General features: G+C 72.1%; 13 protein-coding genes. 3 read left to right on the forward strand and 10 right to left on the reverse strand.

The window, feature by feature from the left end; all coding sequences use genetic code 11:
* Positions 1–18 precede the first annotated feature (18 nt).
* The 6 genes from ACBJ59_RS25200 to ACBJ59_RS25225 all read right to left on the reverse strand — a co-directional run bounded on the left by ACBJ59_RS25200 (position 19) and on the right by ACBJ59_RS25225 (position 9,297).
* On the reverse strand, positions 19–2,112 hold the full coding sequence (locus ACBJ59_RS25200) for a hypothetical protein (protein WP_375112703.1): 2,094 nt from the start codon (positions 2,110–2,112) through the stop codon (positions 19–21).
* Complete coding sequence (locus ACBJ59_RS25205) at positions 2,109–4,508, reverse strand: glycoside hydrolase family 2 TIM barrel-domain containing protein (protein WP_375112704.1); 2,400 nt, start codon at positions 4,506–4,508, stop codon at positions 2,109–2,111. Before ACBJ59_RS25205 ends, ACBJ59_RS25200 begins: the two co-directional genes overlap by 4 nt.
* A gap of 56 nt (positions 4,509–4,564) precedes the next feature.
* Positions 4,565–5,755, reverse strand: a complete 1,191-nt coding sequence (locus ACBJ59_RS25210; RefSeq protein WP_375112705.1) for an MFS transporter — start codon at positions 5,753–5,755, stop codon at positions 4,565–4,567.
* The gene (locus tag ACBJ59_RS25215) at positions 5,673–6,923 is read right to left on the reverse strand and encodes a family 43 glycosylhydrolase (RefSeq protein ID WP_375112706.1); all 1,251 of its coding nucleotides are present in this window, start codon (positions 6,921–6,923) and stop codon (positions 5,673–5,675) included. The genes ACBJ59_RS25210 and ACBJ59_RS25215 overlap by 83 nt, the downstream gene beginning before the upstream one ends.
* Positions 6,924–7,037: 114 nt before the next feature.
* Positions 7,038–8,591, reverse strand: a complete 1,554-nt coding sequence (locus ACBJ59_RS25220; protein WP_375112707.1) for an MFS transporter — start codon at positions 8,589–8,591, stop codon at positions 7,038–7,040.
* Positions 8,592–8,661: 70 nt separating this feature from the next.
* On the reverse strand, positions 8,662–9,297 hold the full coding sequence (locus tag ACBJ59_RS25225; protein ID WP_375112708.1) for a class I SAM-dependent methyltransferase: 636 nt from the start codon (positions 9,295–9,297) through the stop codon (positions 8,662–8,664).
* Between the two features lie 97 nt (positions 9,298–9,394).
* Between ACBJ59_RS25225 and ACBJ59_RS25230 the strand changes: the two genes are divergently transcribed.
* The gene (locus ACBJ59_RS25230; protein WP_375112709.1) at positions 9,395–9,991 is read left to right on the forward strand and encodes a helix-turn-helix domain-containing protein; all 597 of its coding nucleotides are present in this window, start codon (positions 9,395–9,397) and stop codon (positions 9,989–9,991) included.
* 131 nt (positions 9,992–10,122) lie between these two features.
* Here ACBJ59_RS25230 and ACBJ59_RS25235 read toward each other — a convergent pair whose 3' ends face one another.
* Together ACBJ59_RS25235 and ACBJ59_RS25240 are read right to left on the reverse strand one after the other, a co-directional pair.
* The gene (locus ACBJ59_RS25235; RefSeq protein WP_375112710.1) at positions 10,123–12,411 is read right to left on the reverse strand and encodes a polysaccharide lyase 8 family protein; all 2,289 of its coding nucleotides are present in this window, start codon (positions 12,409–12,411) and stop codon (positions 10,123–10,125) included.
* Between the two features lie 142 nt (positions 12,412–12,553).
* A complete protein-coding gene (locus tag ACBJ59_RS25240) occupies positions 12,554–13,600 on the reverse strand; it encodes a DUF418 domain-containing protein (protein WP_375112711.1) in 1,047 nt (348 codons plus the stop codon).
* 48 nt (positions 13,601–13,648) lie between these two features.
* Here ACBJ59_RS25240 and ACBJ59_RS25245 point away from each other — a divergent pair, with 48 nt between their 5' ends.
* Positions 13,649–13,846, forward strand: coding sequence for a hypothetical protein (locus ACBJ59_RS25245; RefSeq protein WP_375112712.1), 198 nt, complete (start codon positions 13,649–13,651; stop codon positions 13,844–13,846).
* Between the two features lie 51 nt (positions 13,847–13,897).
* Here ACBJ59_RS25245 and ACBJ59_RS25250 read toward each other — a convergent pair whose 3' ends face one another.
* Positions 13,898–14,365, reverse strand: coding sequence for a nitroreductase/quinone reductase family protein (locus tag ACBJ59_RS25250; RefSeq protein WP_375112713.1), 468 nt, complete (start codon positions 14,363–14,365; stop codon positions 13,898–13,900).
* Between the two features lie 76 nt (positions 14,366–14,441).
* Here ACBJ59_RS25250 and ACBJ59_RS25255 point away from each other — a divergent pair, with 76 nt between their 5' ends.
* Positions 14,442–14,921 carry a MarR family winged helix-turn-helix transcriptional regulator gene (locus tag ACBJ59_RS25255; RefSeq protein ID WP_375112714.1) on the forward strand — a complete coding sequence of 160 codons (480 nt, stop codon included), beginning with the start codon at positions 14,442–14,444 and terminating at the stop codon, positions 14,919–14,921.
* Between the two features lie 241 nt (positions 14,922–15,162).
* Here the strand turns inward: ACBJ59_RS25255 and ACBJ59_RS25260 are convergent, their stop codons facing one another.
* A complete protein-coding gene (locus tag ACBJ59_RS25260; RefSeq protein WP_375112715.1) occupies positions 15,163–16,272 on the reverse strand; it encodes a Gfo/Idh/MocA family protein in 1,110 nt (369 codons plus the stop codon).
* Positions 16,273–16,301 lie beyond the last annotated feature (29 nt).

A 16,301-nucleotide genomic window follows, 5' to 3' on the forward strand; every position in this document is an offset into this window, starting at 1 on the left:
TCGGGACCGGCGGCGCGGTCATGGCCACACCTGGAAACCCTCGTGCCGGACGGTCCAGCTCCCGTCGCGGGGGAAACCCGGACAGTCGGTGTCCGCGCCGTCCCAGCCGGCGGTCATGAGGGAGACGGCGGTGAGGAGGGCGCCGTTGGCGGGCAGGTAGAGGGGCAGGATGCTGCCGATCTGCGGGCTGTGGCCGGTGGCGAGGCACCGGTTCTTGGTGGTGCCGGTGAGGAGGGCGTCCACGGCGAGGTCGGGGCGGCCCAGGCGGGTGGCGGTCATGGCCATGACGGGGAAGTCCCAGCCCCATGCCGAGTTCCAGTCCCACTGGTCGCGGACGTCGAGGAGGGTGGCCTCCATGACGGCGGGGTCGATGAGCGGGGTGGCCGGGACGACGCCGAGCGCGCACAGCATCGAGGGGTGGTCGTCGCGGCGCAGGTACGGCTCCGTGGCGATGGCGGAGTAGCGGCCGTCGCGCTGGTGCGGCCGGGCCAGGTTGTCCTGGATGCGCCGCCAGTCCTCGTTCCGCTCGCGGCCGAGCCGGTCCCGCCAGCGCTGCGCGATCTCCAGGCCCCACCACCAGTACGCGAGCTCGAACGTGGGGTCCTCGGTGCTGCGGGCGTCGTAGAACTCCTGGGCGGGCACGAGCGGGGCGGGCAGGTGGAAGGTCCCGTGGCGTTCCTCGGCGAAGGAGGCCATGAACGCCGCCGTCTCCTCGACCAGTTCGGCGAACCGCGCCACCAGCGAGGTCCTGCCGCAGCGATGCAGCAGTTCGAGGAGGTAGAGGAGGTGGGGCTGCTGCCAGATGAGCAGGGAGCCGATGTCGGACGGGCTCTCGCGGCCGTCCGGGCCGACGTGCTTGGGCCAGCGGGCACCCTCGTAGCGCTGGCGGCGCGCGGTCCCGCGGGCGACGTCGAGGATGGACAGGTACCAGCCGAGGCTGCGTTCCAGCAGCTCGGGGCGGCCCCAGGCGGCGAAGTGGGCGGCGTGCCAGAAGTGCATCTCCAGGTGGAACTTGCCCTGCCACGAGTTGGTGATCAACCCGGTCTCCTGGGGCGGCATGCTGCCGGAGCAGTTGACCGCGGTCAGGTACTGCGACAGCACGACGCGGCGCTCCAGCTCGGCCGCGCGCGGATCGGTGCTCCCGGCGAAGTCGACGGCGGCGCCGGAGGTCCAGAACTCGCGCCACCAGGAGATCGCGGCGCCCTCGATCGTGGTGAACTCCCCGCGCCCGAGCACGCCGCCCGGAGCGAAGGTGGCCACGAGCTCCAGCACGCCGGCCGAGGTGGTCAGCTCGAACGTGTGCGGCTCGGCGGTGGCGTTGACCTCCCCCTCCGACCAGTCCAGGCGCGTGGCGTAGGTGGTGTCGTCGAGGATGCGGCCGAAGCGGCAGGCGTGCTCGTCCAGCGGGTGCAGCGTGGTGGTGTGCCGGTCCGGCGCGCTCCAGTCGGAGGTGTCGAAGAAGCCGTCGCTCGCGTACGGGAAGCGCACGGCGACGGCGGCCCGGCCGGTGGCCAGCAGGTCCGACTCGACGCGGAACGCGACCCGCGCGTGCCGGGGGTCGGCCACGGTGGTGACCCGGACCTCGTGCCCCGCGTAGGTGAAGACGCTGGTGAGGGTGCCCGTCCACAGGTCGAGACGCTGGCGCGGGTCGACGAGCGCGGCAGGGTCGCTCTCCGCCGGCGCTCCCGGCTCGGGCCGGAGGACGAGCCCGATGCGGCCCAGGTCGACCCGGTGCGGGTTGACGTGCAGCCAGGTCCCGGCGCGCAGTTCGCGGGCGATCTCGCCGCCGCCCATCGTCGCGGCCATGTCGAACCTGTCCGGGTACGGGACCGGCCCGCGGGAGGTCTCATACGTCGACATGGCGTCGGCGAGCACGAACCCCTCGGGGTTGGGCATGGAGTGCCAGCCCCAGGTCGACATGGTCGCGGTGTTGACCGCGAGCCGCCCTTGGGCGCGGGCCGCGGCCTGGTCGTGGAAGGCGGCGAAGGTCTGCATGCCGGTGATGTCGGCGGTGTAGGCGAAGTCGCCGTTGCCGACGGTGAGCACCGTCGCCGGGTCGGGCCGGGTGATCTCCACGGTGTGGCGGCGGACCAGGGTTTCGCGGTCGATCATGCGTGCTGTTCCCGGACATCGATGACGATCTCGGCCGGGGCGCAGTCCGGGGCGGTGGCGAGCAGCCGGATCTTGCCGGGGCCGGTGGGACGGATGACGGCCAGGGCCCGGCCGTCATAGGTGCGGCGTTCGGTCGCGTCGAAACGTTCCTCGGTGGCCGGATCGGCGCTGCCGAAGCCGAGCAGCACGCCGGCGCCCGAGACCTCCACCCGTACCGGCCGGTCGGCCGAGGTGTAGGGCGTTCCGCCGGAGTCGGTGAGGGTGAGGCCGATGTAGGCGAGGTCGCCGCCGGTCGCGGTGATGACGGACCGGTCGGCCTCGGCGCGCAGCGACGCCGGCCCGGTCGCGGAGCGGAGCAGGTCGCGGCCGGTCTCCGCGCCGTCGCGGTAGGCGACGGCGAGCAGTTCGCCCGGCTCGTACGTCGTCTCGAAGGCGACGCGGAAGCGGTCCACCGGCTGCCGGCCGAGGGAGCGGCCGTCGAGGAGGAGCTCGATCTCGTCGGCGTCGGCGTAGACCTCGACGGTGACGGGTGCGCCCTCGTGGCCGGGCCAGGTCCAGCTCGCGATCGTGTCGCTCCACGCCCACGGGCTGCCGACGAAGGTCTCGCCGTGGCGCTCGGGCCGCTGGACGGCCAGACAGGGCCGGGTGCGCAGGCCGAAGACGATCTCCCGGTAGTAGGAGGCGGGGCGGCGATGACCGGTGATGTCGATGTCGCCGCACCCGGCCAGCAGGTACGGGTACGGCGCCACGTGCGCGGGGGTGGAGCCGTACTGGGGGCGGCCGATGCCGGCCTCGCCCAGGTAGTCCCACCCCGTCCAGGTGAAGTCGCCGATCACCGTGCTGTGCTGCCGGACCAGGGCCCAGAGGCGGTCGATGCGGGTGGGGAAGGTCTCGGTGCCCAGGATGATCCGGTCCGGCAACTTCTCGCGGTCGAGCGCGTAGCGGCTGTCGGAGTAGTTCATCCCGGCCACGTCCAGCACGCCGTAGGACTCGGCGGTGCGCTCGGTCACCGCGTCGGAGACGGCGACGGCGTTCATCATGTCGCCGGCGTCGGCCATCAACGTGTTGATCCCCGCGCCCTCGGCGGCCTGCCGCCGGAAACGGGCCAGCTCGTCCATGACGGCCAGCATGTTGTTGATCGCGTTGGTGACGTACCGGGTGCCGTCCAGCGCGCGCACCTTCTCGGCCAGCCTGCGGCCCCACGCGGCGCCCGACGGCGTGCCCGTCTCGGGGATCTCGTTGCCGATCGAATACATGATCACGCTGGGATGGTTGAAGTCCTTGGCGACCAGCGCCTCGATGTCGCGTTCCCACCATTCGGGGAAGCTCAGGCTGTAGTCGAACGGGCTCTTGGCCGAGGTCCACATGTCGAACGTCTCGTCCACCACCAGCATGCCGAGGCGGTCACAGGCGTCCAGCATGGCCCGGCTCATCGGGTGATGCGACATGCGGATCGCGTTGAACCCCGCCTCCTTGAGGATCCGCACCCGGCGTTCCTCGGCACGGGCGTGGGTGGCCGCGCCGAGCACGCCGTTGTCGTGGTGGACGCACGCGCCGCGCAGCTTGACGCTCTCGCCGTTGAGGCGCAGGCCGTGGTCGGGGTCGAGCCGCAGCGAGCGGACGCCGAACACCACCCGCTCGGAGTCGAGGCCGGCCAGGGTCACCTCGCAGGTGTACAGGGCGGGCGAGTCGGGGCTCCACAGGGCGGGCTCACGCACGTACAGCCGCCGGCGGGCGGTCGCGGACTCGCCCGGCAGCACCGTCACCTTGGAGGTGCCGGTCGCCACCACGGTCCCGGCGGCGTCGCGGATCTCGGTGACGAGGTCGGCGGTGCGGATCTCCGTCGAGTCGTTCACCACGGTCGTGGCGACCTCGGCCACCGCCCGGTCCGCGTCGATGTCCGGCGTGGTGACGCGGACGCCGTCGGGTGCGATCCGGACCGGGCCGCCGACGAGCAGCCAGGTGTCGCGGTAGATCCCGGCTCCGGTGTACCAGCGGGAGTCCTGGTGGGCGCGGGCCTCGACGCGGATCTCGTTGTCCTGCCCGAACCGCAGGAACCGGTCGGCGTCGACGCGGAAGAGCGAGTAACCGTAGGGGCGCTGACCGGCGTAGTCGCCGTTGACGAACACGGCCGCGTCGCGGTAGACGCCCTCGAACTCGACGGCGATCCGCCTCCCCCGGTGCTCCTCGGGGACGAAGAACGTCTTGCGGTACTCGTACACCCCGCCCGGGAAGTACGCGCCGGCGCCCTCCTCGGAGGGCACGCGCGTCTGCTCGATCATGGCGTCGTGCGGCAGCGTCACCTCCCGGTAGGGCACCGAGTGACCGGAGAGTTCGGCGAAGGGGTTGGCCTTCGGCCGTACCTGCCAGTTGTCGTTGAAGGACGTGCGGATCACGCGTGCTCCTCGATGGGTGGAACGTCAGCGGACGGTCTTGATGCGCAGCAGGACGATCAGGCCACCGGCCACGGTGAACGCGGCGTGTTGGCGAAGCCGTAGATGCCGGTGTAGCGGCCGGCCTCGGTCTCCCGGGCGGGCAGCACGTCCAGCATCAGCGCCTGGTCGACGGCGGAGAACACCCCGATGCCCAGGTTGCCGAGGACGGCGCCGACGATGATCAGCGGGATGCTCGGGGACAGCGCCATGACGACGGCGCCCGTGGCGAAGACGCAGGCGCCGGCGAGCACGAACACGCGCCGGCGGCGCAGCTTGTCGGACAGGAATCCGCCGCCGACGGCACCCGCCATCGCGGCCAGGATGCTGCCGCCCGCGATGCCGGCGACCAGCCCCGACACCTCGTCCACGGTCACGCCCATGCGGGCGGCCAGGTAGAACGCGGTGAAGGTGGAGCTGAAGGTCAGGCCCGACATGAACAGGAACTTCCCGAGCCAGTTCCAGGCGAAGTCGGGGCTCTGGCGCGGGTCGAAGACGTACGTGCGGGCCAGCGCCGAGACGGTCACCGGGCCGGCGGCGGGCAGCCGACGGCTGTCGGGTTCGTGGACCAGGCAGACGAACAGCGCGGCGCCCACGATGCCGACCGCGCCCGGCACCAGGAACAGCAGGAAGTTGTCGCCGGCCAGGCCCCCGGCCAGGAGCGCCCCGGCCACGGGCGCGAGCTGGGAGACGACCCCGCCGAGAGCCGAGACCCCGCCGCGCTGGGACTCGGGCAGGCGGTCGGCCAGCGAGGCGGTCAGCAGCGTCATCATCGACCCCCAGCCGATCTGCGCCAGCATCCAGCCGAGGGCGAGCACGAGGATGCTCGTGGCCTCGGCCAGCACCAGCAGGGCGATGACGCCGACGACCGTCAGGCCGATCAGGTACGGGCGGCGGCGCCCGAGCCGGCTGCGGGTGCGGTCGCTGAGCATCCCGAACAGCGGAGCCGCCAGCAGGGCGGCGATACCGCCCGCGCCGGTGACGTAGCCGAGATACTCCTCGTTGCCGGGGGCCAGCTGCTCGACCCGGATCGCGAGCGAGATGGCGATGGGGGTGACCAGGGCCATGAACACGCCGAAGTTGGCGAAGGTCACCAGCCAGATGTAGGAGGCAGCGGCCTTCGGCGGTTCATCCGCTCCGGTTGCGATCGTCGCGGCTGTTTCGCCGCCGGTCACGGGCACGGGCGGCTGGTCGGCCGGGGTGAACGTCATGAGAGCCTCGCAAGGGGGGTGGGCATGCGGTCAGTCGAAGTCCTCGATGCGCCATTCGTCGCACCAGTCCAGGTACGGCATGTCGCCGTCGAACCGGACCGGCAGCCAGACGTAGTCCGCCACCGAGGTGTCGGGATCCATGAGGCCGGCTCGCAGCCTCGCCTCCGCCTCGGTCGGGGTCCCGGCCGCGGGGGGGCGGCGCCGCGAGGTGCTCCAAGGCCTTGGCGGAGACCTCGGCGGGTACGCCGGGCAGCCACCTGTCGGCCAGGGCGATGTAGAGGTCCTTCTTGTGCGGGTGCTTGAAGACCGAGGAGATCTGCGACCGGTACGAGGTGCCGGTCGCATCGCCCGGATGCGGGTTCCCGAGGACCGTCCAGGGGCCGTGGTAACTGTCGGCGACGGCGACCTCGCTCGGGTTCGGGAGGTAACCCGAGGTGCCCGAGGTGAACAGGTAGTGCTTGGCGCCGCGCCGGAAGTAGGCGGGCGCCTCCCGCACGAACGGCGGATGCGGCCGCGGGAAGTGGGTGGAGTAGTAGCCGCTCACGTCGGTGTAGTCGCCGGTCAGGTCGGCGCAGACGAGCTCGCTGTGGACGCGCTCGAAGTAGTGGTAACCCTTGCCGTCGTGCGGATCCACGACCAGGTCGAAGTCCCCCGCGCTCATCCCCAGCGGCCGCAGGCCGGTGCGCACGATCCGGTACGGCCCCTCGATGGCGTCGGCGACCAGGACCGTGGACTCCTGGAACTCCGGCCCCATGATCTTGAGCCAGCAGACGAACCGCTCGCGGCGCCGGTCGTGGATGATGTGCGGCCGGTCGACCTGCTTGGCCGGGTGCAGCGGGCTGTCGGGATCGTCCGGCCGGGGCGGGATGATGAGGCCGCGGTCCTCCCAGGTGTACAGGTCGCGGGAGGCGTACAGGCGGATGCCCCAGTGCCAGATGCCGCTGCCCGGGAGGGTCTTCTCCTTGTTCTCCCCGTACCAGTAGAACGTACCGTCGGCGTACAGGATGGATCCGCCGTGAGCCTGGATGCGCTCGCCTTTGGTGTCGAGCCAGGGGCGGCCCGGGCGGATGTACGGGTGGGGGTCGGGGACGTGCCGGTCCTTCCAGCAGATGATCCCGTCGGACTGTGGATCCCCACTTGCGGTGAGGCACGCGGACGGGTGCGGCATAAGCGTTTACACGCGTAACCAACGCGCGTAACCACGTTAACAGCAGGCATCGCGGAGACGGCAAGACGTGGATCCGTAACGAGTCCGCAACAAAGGCCCGCCCGGCTTCGGAATTCACGTGCGAGGGTTCGAGCCGGGCTCCCGGGGCGCTCGCGCGAGAACGTAGACGAACAGGACCGCCATGACGACGGCGCCCGCCCACATGGCCTGCTGCCAGCCGACGACGAACGACTCCTGGGCGGCCCGGGCCAGCTCCCGCGCCTGGGGGCCGAGCCCGTCGGCGGCCGCGAGGGCGTTGACGATGCCCTCGCGGGCGGTGCCGGCGGCGGCGACGGGGACGCCGTCGAGCCGGGCGTCGACGGCGGCGCGGTAGCCGGCGGTCAGCACCGCTCCGAGCAGCGCGACGCCGAGCGAGGTGCCGAACTCCCGGGTGACGTCGTTGAGCGCGGACGCGACACCTTGACGCGCACGCGGCAGGGCGGTGGTGATGGCCTCGGTGGAGGGCGTCATCGTCAGGCCCATGCCGACTCCCATGGCGAGCATGCCGGGGAGGATCGAGAGGTAGCCGCCGTCGACCGAGACGAAGGTCGCCATGAGGACCAGCCCCGCGCCGCCCAGGAAGATCCCCGAGGCCATCGTCGAGCGGCTGCCGATGCGCGCGGCCACCCGCGGGGCGAGGCCGGAGGCGAACATCATCAGCAGCGCCATCGGCATGAGCGCGAGGGTGGAGCGGAGGCCGGACCAGCCCAGCACCGCCTGGAAGTACGGGAAGAGGACCACGAAGATCCCTGCCTGCACGCCGAAGACCGTCAGGAGCGACACCGAACCGCTCGCCAGACCCCGCTCCCGGAACAGGCGCACGTCCAGGAGCGGAGCCGGCCGGCGCAGCTCCCACGCCACGAATCCGGCAGCGGCGACGACGCCGACGAGGAGGCTCAGGAGCGTCGCGGGCGCGGTCCAGCCTCGGTCGGGACCCTCGTGCAGGAAGAGGACGAGCCCGACCACCGCGACCACGGACGACAGCGAGCCGACGGCGTCGAACCCGTGCCCCGCCACCTCGCGCGAGTTCGGGACGGATCGCAGCGCCATGACGGCGGCGACGGCGACGAGCACGACCGGCAGGACGAAGAGCCACCGCCAGCTCGCCAGGTCGACCAGGACGGCCGACAGGTACATCCCCAGGATGCCTCCGCCGCCGGCGACGCCGGTCCACACGCCGATCGCCTTGGAACGTTCCCCGTCCGGGAAGGTCGAGGTGATGACCGCGAGGGTGACCGGCATGATCATCGCCGCTCCCACGCCGGCCAGGAAGCGTGCGGCGAGCATGATCTCGGACGACGTGGCAAGGCCGGCCGCCGCATTCGCCGTGCCGAAGACGACCAGGCCGGCGAGCAGCACCGGCCTGCGGCCCCACCGGTCGCCCAGCGCGCCGAGCGGCAGCAGCAACGCGGCCAGCGTGATGGTGTAGCTGTTGATGAACCACAGGACCTCGGTCTGCGAGGCGTCGAAGGCGGCGGTGAGCTCGGGTTGGGCGACGTTCAGCCCGGACACCGAAGCGATGACCGCCATGAGCGCGACGCAGACCGCGACCAGGATCGTCCGTCGTCGTCGTGGGTCCTGGACGGTCGGGTCGGGGGCTGCCGCGTCTGCGGACCGGCTCGTGCTCATGGGATTCCTTTCGAGAGGGCAGGGGGAACCGGCGCCGGAGCCGTGGCCCCGGCGCTGCCGGACGGTGTGACTACGGGCGGCGGGTGGCGCGCACGACGACGTCGTGGAGGGGAGCCGCTCGGCCCCCGTGGCCGGTGAGCGTGCGCACGTGCTCTTCGGCGGTGACGATCTCCCACTCCGTGCCGTCGAGACGCGCGGTGATGGACGCGGCGGTGGCCGACGCCTCGGCGGGAGGGTGGTGCCCGTGGCCGGTGGAGCCGTGGGCGTGCAGGTGCCCCACGACGAGCAGCGTGCCGCCGGGAACCACCCATCCGGCGATGCGGTCGTAGAACTCCAGCTGGGGCATCGCCGAGTGGGCGTAGTGGGTCATGACCAGGTCGAACCGGGCGTCTGGGGTCCAGACGCTCAGATCCGCCTCGACCCACCGCAAGCGCTCGCCGGCTCCGCTCGCCGCCGCGCGCTCGGCGGCGCGGGCAAGGGCCTCGGACGAGATGTCGGCCGCGGTGACCTGCCAACCGCGGGAGGCGAGCCAGATCGCCTCCGCGCCGCCGCCGCAGCCCGCGTCCAGTGCCGTGCCCGGTGCCAGGCCGCCGGTCTCACGAGCGAGGTACGGGTTCGGCGGGTTGCCGCCCATGGACCCGGTGTCCCCGGCTCGTCCCTGTTGCCAGTGCCGTTCCCAGAAGTCCTTGTCGAATCCGTACGTCATGGGTTGTCCGTCCTCCTCGTTCGCGCGTTTCGTTCGCCATGGTGCTGATGGAGAAGGCGGAGGTGCAAACCTTGTTGCCGAATGGCAAGATGGCGGGATGGACGAAGCCACGGACCGCACCCTTGACGCCGTCGGGCCGAGATTGAAACGCCTTCGGCTGCACCGGGACGTCACGCTCGCCGACCTCGCGGCGGAGACCGGCATCTCCACCAGCACCCTGTCCCGGCTGGAGGCGGGCCTGCGGCGTCCCACGCTCGAGCAGTTGCTCCCGCTCGCCCGCGTATACGGGGTCACGCTCGACGAGCTCGTCGATGCGCCGCCGACCGGCGATCCCCGCGTCAACCTGCGGCCCATCCCGTGCGGCGACGGGTCGGTCATCCTGCCGCTGACCCGGAGGCCCGGCGGGATCCAGGCCTACAAGTTCGTCCTCCCGGCCGGAACCGACGACGCCGAACCCGACCTGCGCACCCACGAGGGTTACGACTGGGTCTACGTCCTCAACGGAACGCTCCGCCTCGTCCTCGGCGAGCACGACCTCATCCTCAGGCCCGGGGAGGCGGCGGAGTTCGACACGCGCACTCCCCACTGGTTCGGGGCCACCGGCGCCGGTCCCGTCGAGTTCCTGAGCCTCATCGGCAAGCAAGGCGAACGGACGCACGTCCGGGCGGCGCCGAGGCAGGGCCCGCCCGAGTAGCACCCACCGTCGGGGCCGGGCGAGGCGCGATCGCCTCATCCGGCTCGCGGCGCGTCACTCCGGCCGCAGCCCACCACGGTCCTCCTCGACGGTCTGCGAGGCCCCGGCCGGCTGCTACCTGATCCGCGGGTTCAGAGGTGCACCACCGCGGTGTGGGCGTGCCCGCGGCTGCCCCCGACCTCCACCTTGACCGCTTCCTTGGCCTTGCGCACGCTGCGGTCGCTCTCCTTGACCGATTTCACCGGCCAGGGCAGCGTGATCTTCACCTCGTCGGCGGTCCTGGACGGGTCGGAGACCGCGAGCCGTACCTGCCGGCAGTCGCGGCGGACCAGCAGCGTGCACGGGCCGTCGGCGGCGAGCGGGCCGTCCGCGGTCTCGACCGTCGCCGCGCGCCAGAAGACGGCGGCGAGCACGCTGTCGCGCGAGATGGCCTGCACCGCCCCGGAGTTGGCGAGGATCTCCACCCGCCCGCGGTAGGCCGCGGTCTGGGTGACGGAGGCGTCGGGCAGCACGGCATAGGCGTAGCGCGCCTTGCGCGGATCGACGCCGTGGTCGACCAGGATCGTCGTGTAGTGCCTGGTGACGGGGGTCCCGTCGCCTCCGGTGGTGGCACCCTTGTCGATGTCCCGCCAGCGGCCGGTGCGCTTCTTGCGGATCACCTTCGCGTCCGCGCCGTCGAGCAGCGCGTATCCGGCCACCCCGGACAGGTGGACCCAGCCGTCGCCCTGGGTCAGCGGCGGATGCCGGTCGTGGGTGTTGCGGTTCTCCACGATGGTCTCGACGCGGCGGCCGTCGGAGGCGGCGATGCCGGTGCCGAGGGCGATCACCGCGTCGTCGAGCAGGAACCACGCCTTCTTGGCCCGCAGCGAGGAGCCGTCGGCGATCAGCTTCATGGCGGCCACGCCGTACTCGCCGTCGAGGGCCACGCCGCCCGCCCACGGCGTGGGGGGCAGGCGGCGCTTGCCGTGCTTGAGCTCGGCGCGCCTGCGGGTGTCGACCGTCGTGCCCGGCAGCCGGTACGGGTCGATCGTGGGCCACAGGTCGTCGTTCCAGTGGGTGAGGTCGCCGGTGTAGAGGTAGGTCATGCCGTCGCCGGTGTACCAGCCGTGCAGGTTCTCCCGGTTCATGGCCTCGGCCGCGCCGATGCGCTCCGAGCTCATCGCGATCGCGTACGCCCAGGTGGGACGGCGGTGCACGACGCGGTCCATGTCGGCGAAGACGTACGTGCCCGTCGTGCGCGGGCCGACCGGCACCGACGGGTCCGCCAGCAGGGCCCTGGCCCCCGCGATGCTCCCCAGCGGTGCGAGCGTGTCGTACGGGATCACCTGGTTCCGGGTGAGCCAGCCCTTCACCAGCGGCCGCCAGCGCCGGGCATAGGGCTCGGGCGCCGCCTGCAGCAGGGTGAGGATGGCCTCGACGGCCTTCTGCCCCGAGTGGTAGTCGCGGTGGCCCTGCACCGAGATCTGCCGGCCGCGTACGCAGTCCATCATCAGCCCGTCGAAGATGAACGGCGTGAACGAGCGATCCACGAGGTCGTAGACGTTCCCGATCCCCGTGATCTCCCACGGCGACCCCGCGAGCATGGCGATCAGCTCGGCCACGCTCTCCAGGTAGTCCACGCCGTAGCTGCCGTTGTAGGGGTATACGTCGTGCTGGATGAACGACCCGTCGCGGTAGAAGCCGTCGCCCGGGCCCCTGGTCGGCCGCAGCAGGTCGGAGACCGCGTTCTTGGCCCGCTTGATGAGGCGGGCGTCGTGGGTGAGCAGTCCGCGCATCGCCACCGCCATGGCCTTGCTCGCCCGGTTGGCGCCCGTCTCGACGACGCCGGGGTGGCTGACGCGGCGCTCCGGGTTGGGGCACCAGCGGCGCAACGGGCGCAGCCAGCGATCGAGGCGGTCCTTGGGCAGGCCGTCGTAGAGCAGGGCGCAGGTGTCGGTCAGCGCGCGGGGGACGCCGATCTCCCACCAGTACCAGTTGCTGCCCCGCCGGTCGAGCCCCTCGTGGTAGGCGTGCTCGTACAGGAAGTCCAGCGCCCTGACCGCGGTCTCGGCGACCCGCCCGTCGCGGTGCATGGCGGTGCCCGGCGTGGCCCAGCCCAGCGCCAGGGTGCGCATGCGGTTGTAGGCGCGGTTGAAGTTGCCCGTCCGGGGGTCCTCGAGCGGCAGGTCGGGCCACAGGCTCGGGCGGCCGGCGGTGGGCTTCAGCTTGCGCAGCACCGCGTTGGCCGAGCCCTCGACCGCCTCCGTCTTGGCGGCGTACGCTGCGTCGTACGACCCACCGGCCAGCAGGCTCACCCATCGCTCACGCGCGGCGTCGAACGCGGCGGCGCCGGCCGCCTCGGCCGGCTTGTCCCACAGGGCGAGACCGGCCACGGTCGCGGCACCCAGCAGGGCGGACCGCCGACTGAGCTGGTGGGTCATGGAGGCCTTTCCGACAGTCGGGCAAATATCAATCGAAAAGATCATATGTCGGTAGGTGAGTGGACTATTTCGCCTCCACGACGGTAGGCCGGTCCCCGGGAGCCTCGCGGCACCCGACTCCCTCGGCGACAGCCCGGCCTGATCAGCCGGCGGCGGTGCGCGGGGCAGGGCGGCGGGCCCACGTGGCCCAGCGCCAGAGCCACTCGAAGGGGCCTTGGCGGTAGCGGCGCAGCCAGAGGGTGGAGAACAGCCACTGGGCTGCGAGGATGGCTCCCGCGGTCAGGTACGCCGCCGTCAGGGACCGGCCGATCGGCAGGCCGAGGAGGTGACCGGCGGCCAGGACGAGGACGGTGGCGGTCAGGTAGCCGGTCAGCGCCATCCGGCCCAGCGGCGCGAAGACCACCCGCAGCACCGGTCGCAGCGGCGTTCTGAGCAGCACCAGCAGGGCGCACACGTACGCGCCGGTGAGCAGCAGGTCGGCCAGGCCGGAGGTGAAGGACGGCTGCGCCGCGTCCGCCCCGGCCTGCGCGCCGGCCTGGACCCACCGGGCACAGGCCGTCCCCGCCGCGAAGGCCAGGCCCAGCAGGAGCGGCCCTCGGGTGGACCGCTCGATCCGCTCCACCACCCCGTAGCGGACCAGTGCCGAGCCCAGCAGGAACAGCCCGGCGATGAGCAGCGGCCCGCCCCCGCCGAAGAGCAGCGCCGCCGGGACGAGCACGGCGGCGAGACCGGCCACGGCCCACCGCGGCAGCCAGGTCGAGGGCAGCAGCACCAGCATGCCGACGACGGCGTACTTGGTCAGGATCTCGCCCGGCCACAGCAGCATGTGCACGAGGCCGATCGCGAGCAGCGCCGCGAGCCGGCGCAGCAGGACCAACCGCGGGCGCGGGACGCGGCTCGCGGCGGAGTCCAGCAGCAGCGAGAACCCGATGCCGAACAGCAGGGAGAAGGTCGGGAGCCCGAGCCAGGGGTCCCAGTCCCCCATGGGCTGCGTCGCGACGGCGGTGCCGCCGTTGGCGATCAGCTGGATGTTGGCGAGCAGGATCTCGCACAGCGTGAACCCGCGCAGGACGTCGAGCGCGGCGATCCGCGGCCGGCCGGGGCCTGCCGGGCCGTCGCCGCGGCGCGGGGCGGAGGGGGTACGGGGATCGCCGGCGTCCAGTCCCGGGGCGTGATCTTCGTAGGGCATGGGCCTCATCCTGTGGCCGCGGCCCGGTGCCGTTATCGGCCACAAGTCGTGTCCCGCGCTAGGCGACCGTACTTTCGGCCGGTTCGGCGCGGACGCGGTGAGGCCGGGATCGGCAACACGGCGCTGCTCGACCACACGGCCACCATCGCCGACGGCATGCGCGTGGTCAGGGTCAGGTCCGAGATCCCCTTCGCCGCCCTGCGGTCCGACACCGACGAGATCGAAGCCCTCGCCGCCGCATACTAGGCCCCCGTACCGAACCCCGTAGGGCTCGGCGCCGCAGGTCGAGTGGGGGCGTCAGGCCTCGGAGTGCTTCTGACGCAGGCGGATGACCGGCAGTTGCCTGTCGGTCTTCTCCTGGTACTGCGCGAACCTGGGCGACGCCTTGGTGATCCGCTGCCAGGCCTCCGTGCGCTCCGCCCCGTGGAGCTGCTCGGCGACCACCTCCACCGTGCGGCCGTCGACCTCGATGCGGACCTGGTCGGGGTGGGCGGCGAGGTTGTAGTACCAGGACGGGTTGCCTGCCGCCCCGGCCGCCGAGGCCACGATCAGCCAGCTGCCGCCGTCACCGGGGAACCAGCCCACAGGCGTGATGCGCTCCAGCCCGCTCTTGGCGCCGACGGTGGTGAGGACCAGGGCGTCGAGGCCCATCATCTGGCCGCCCTTGCGGCGGATCCGCCGCGCGGCCAGCTTGTTGAACCATCGGAACAGCCGTCCGGCCGGCAGCCGGGCGCCGCGGGTTCCGACGGGGGTGTCGAAGCTCATGAGGCCTCCAAGGGCGAAAAGTTAACTAAGCGTACTGTACGCATAATTAACTATATTCGCCATATACAGTATGGGGGTGAACAACACGGGGCGGGAGACCACGCTGGAGGGATGGGGCGCCGGCCTGGACGGCGCACCGATGGACGCGGCCACCGGGCTGGTCCGGCTCAGCGGCCTGGTCCAGGCGGTCTACCAGCGCGTGTCCGAGCGCCACGAGCTGACCCCCGTCCAGGCGAGGCTCCTGTGCGTGCTGCTCGACGGCCCCAGGGGCATGGCGGAGCTGGCCGGCTGCTTCGGGGTGGAGAAAGCCGCGCTCACCGGGCTGATGAACCGGGCCGAACGGCGCGGCCTGGCCCTGCGGTCGTCCGTGCCCGGGGACCGCCGGGCCGTCCAGGTGACGCTGACCGACGAGGGCCGCCGAGCGGCCGTCGCGTTCTACACCGAGATGCGGGCGGAGATGGAGCGTCTCCTCACGCCGCTGGCGGAGGAGGATCGTACGCGCTTCCGCCGCGCGATGGCCGAGATCGTCGCCGGGTGCGGCCCCGGCCACTGCTGACACCGGCGCGACCGGCGTCGCGTCGGTCAGCTCGACGCCAGCTGGCGAGCCACAGGCGCGCCACCAGGCGGGTGGCGTGCACCTGGGCCTCGGGGCTGCCGACGCCCCCGACGAGCTGCATGACGCGGTCGGCGACCTGGGAGCTCGGTTCGCCCGGTTCGCCCGGTTCGACCGGGGCACGCCCGGCCGGTGGTGTCATGGTGATGTGTTCCATGCGACGAAGAACGCCCAGGCGGCGCGCCTATGCCGCCGGGGCCGGTGTCTGGGTGGTTCCCGTGCGGGAGGCCCGCTCGATCGTGTCGATGAGCCGGTGTCGCCGCAGGGCATGGTCGAAGCCGGGCACGGTGTGCGTGCCCTCACGCAGGTCCCGCCCGAAGTGCGCGTACACCTGGGCTACGCCCTGCGCCGTTGCGGGCAGGTCGCGCGGGGCCGGATGGAAGCGGCTGTCGGGGAGGGCGATGTCGGTGAGCGTCTGGGCATCGCCTCGGCCGCCCTGAAGTCGCAGGTCCAGAGCCTGGAGGTTGCCGTTGATGCCGGGGGCGGTCAGGACCAGGTCGCCGTCGGTGCCGTTGATCTCCCAGTGGAAGTTGTCGCCGCGGGAGAAGCCGCCCCGGTAGAACAGGGAGAGGGCGGCACCGCTGCGGAAGGTGCCCGTGACGGATACCTGGTCGGCCACCGTCACCTGGATGGTGGAGCCCTCGTCGATCACCTGTGCCTGTGTGAGGCTGTGTACCAGGTTGGCCGAGATGCCGGTGAGCTCGCCGAGCACGACGTTGACCGCCTCCAGGGCGTGCAGGGCCGACGCCGTCAGGAGCGTCGCGCCGGCGGTGGCGTCGTAGAGGTAGGCGTGCGCGCGGTCGGTCACGGGGCTCCAGGACAGTCCCGATCCGACCAGCGTCGTGCCGAGCACCTTCCCGACGTAGCCGTCCGCGACCAGGTCACGGGTGTGGCGGATCGCCGGGAGGAAGCCGCCCTGCAGCCCGATCACCGTACGGACCCCTGCGGCCTCGGCTCGGGCGGCCAGGTCGGCCGCCTCGTCGGTGCCGACGCCAAGGGGCCACTCGCTGTAGACCATCTTCCCCGCAGCCAGCGCCGCGGAGATCAGCGCGTGGTGGTGGGGCACCTTGACCGACACCACCACCAGATCCACGCCGGGGTGGGCGATCAGGTCGGCGGGGTCGTCGAAGGCCGCCGGGACGTCGAACTCCTTGGCGGCCCGTTCGGCGGACTCGCGGCGTGAGGTGCTGATGGCGCGCAACTCGTAGTCCGGGAGGGCCTTGAGCGCGGGGACATGGCTGAGGGCCGCCCAGCCGCCGATGCTCGCCCCGATGATGCCGACGCCGATCTTCATGATGCTCCTTTGGTGATGGCCGGTCGCCG

This window comes from Nonomuraea sp. MTCD27 (genome assembly GCF_041950495.1).
Taxonomy (GTDB): Bacteria; Actinomycetota; Actinomycetes; order Streptosporangiales; family Streptosporangiaceae; genus Nonomuraea.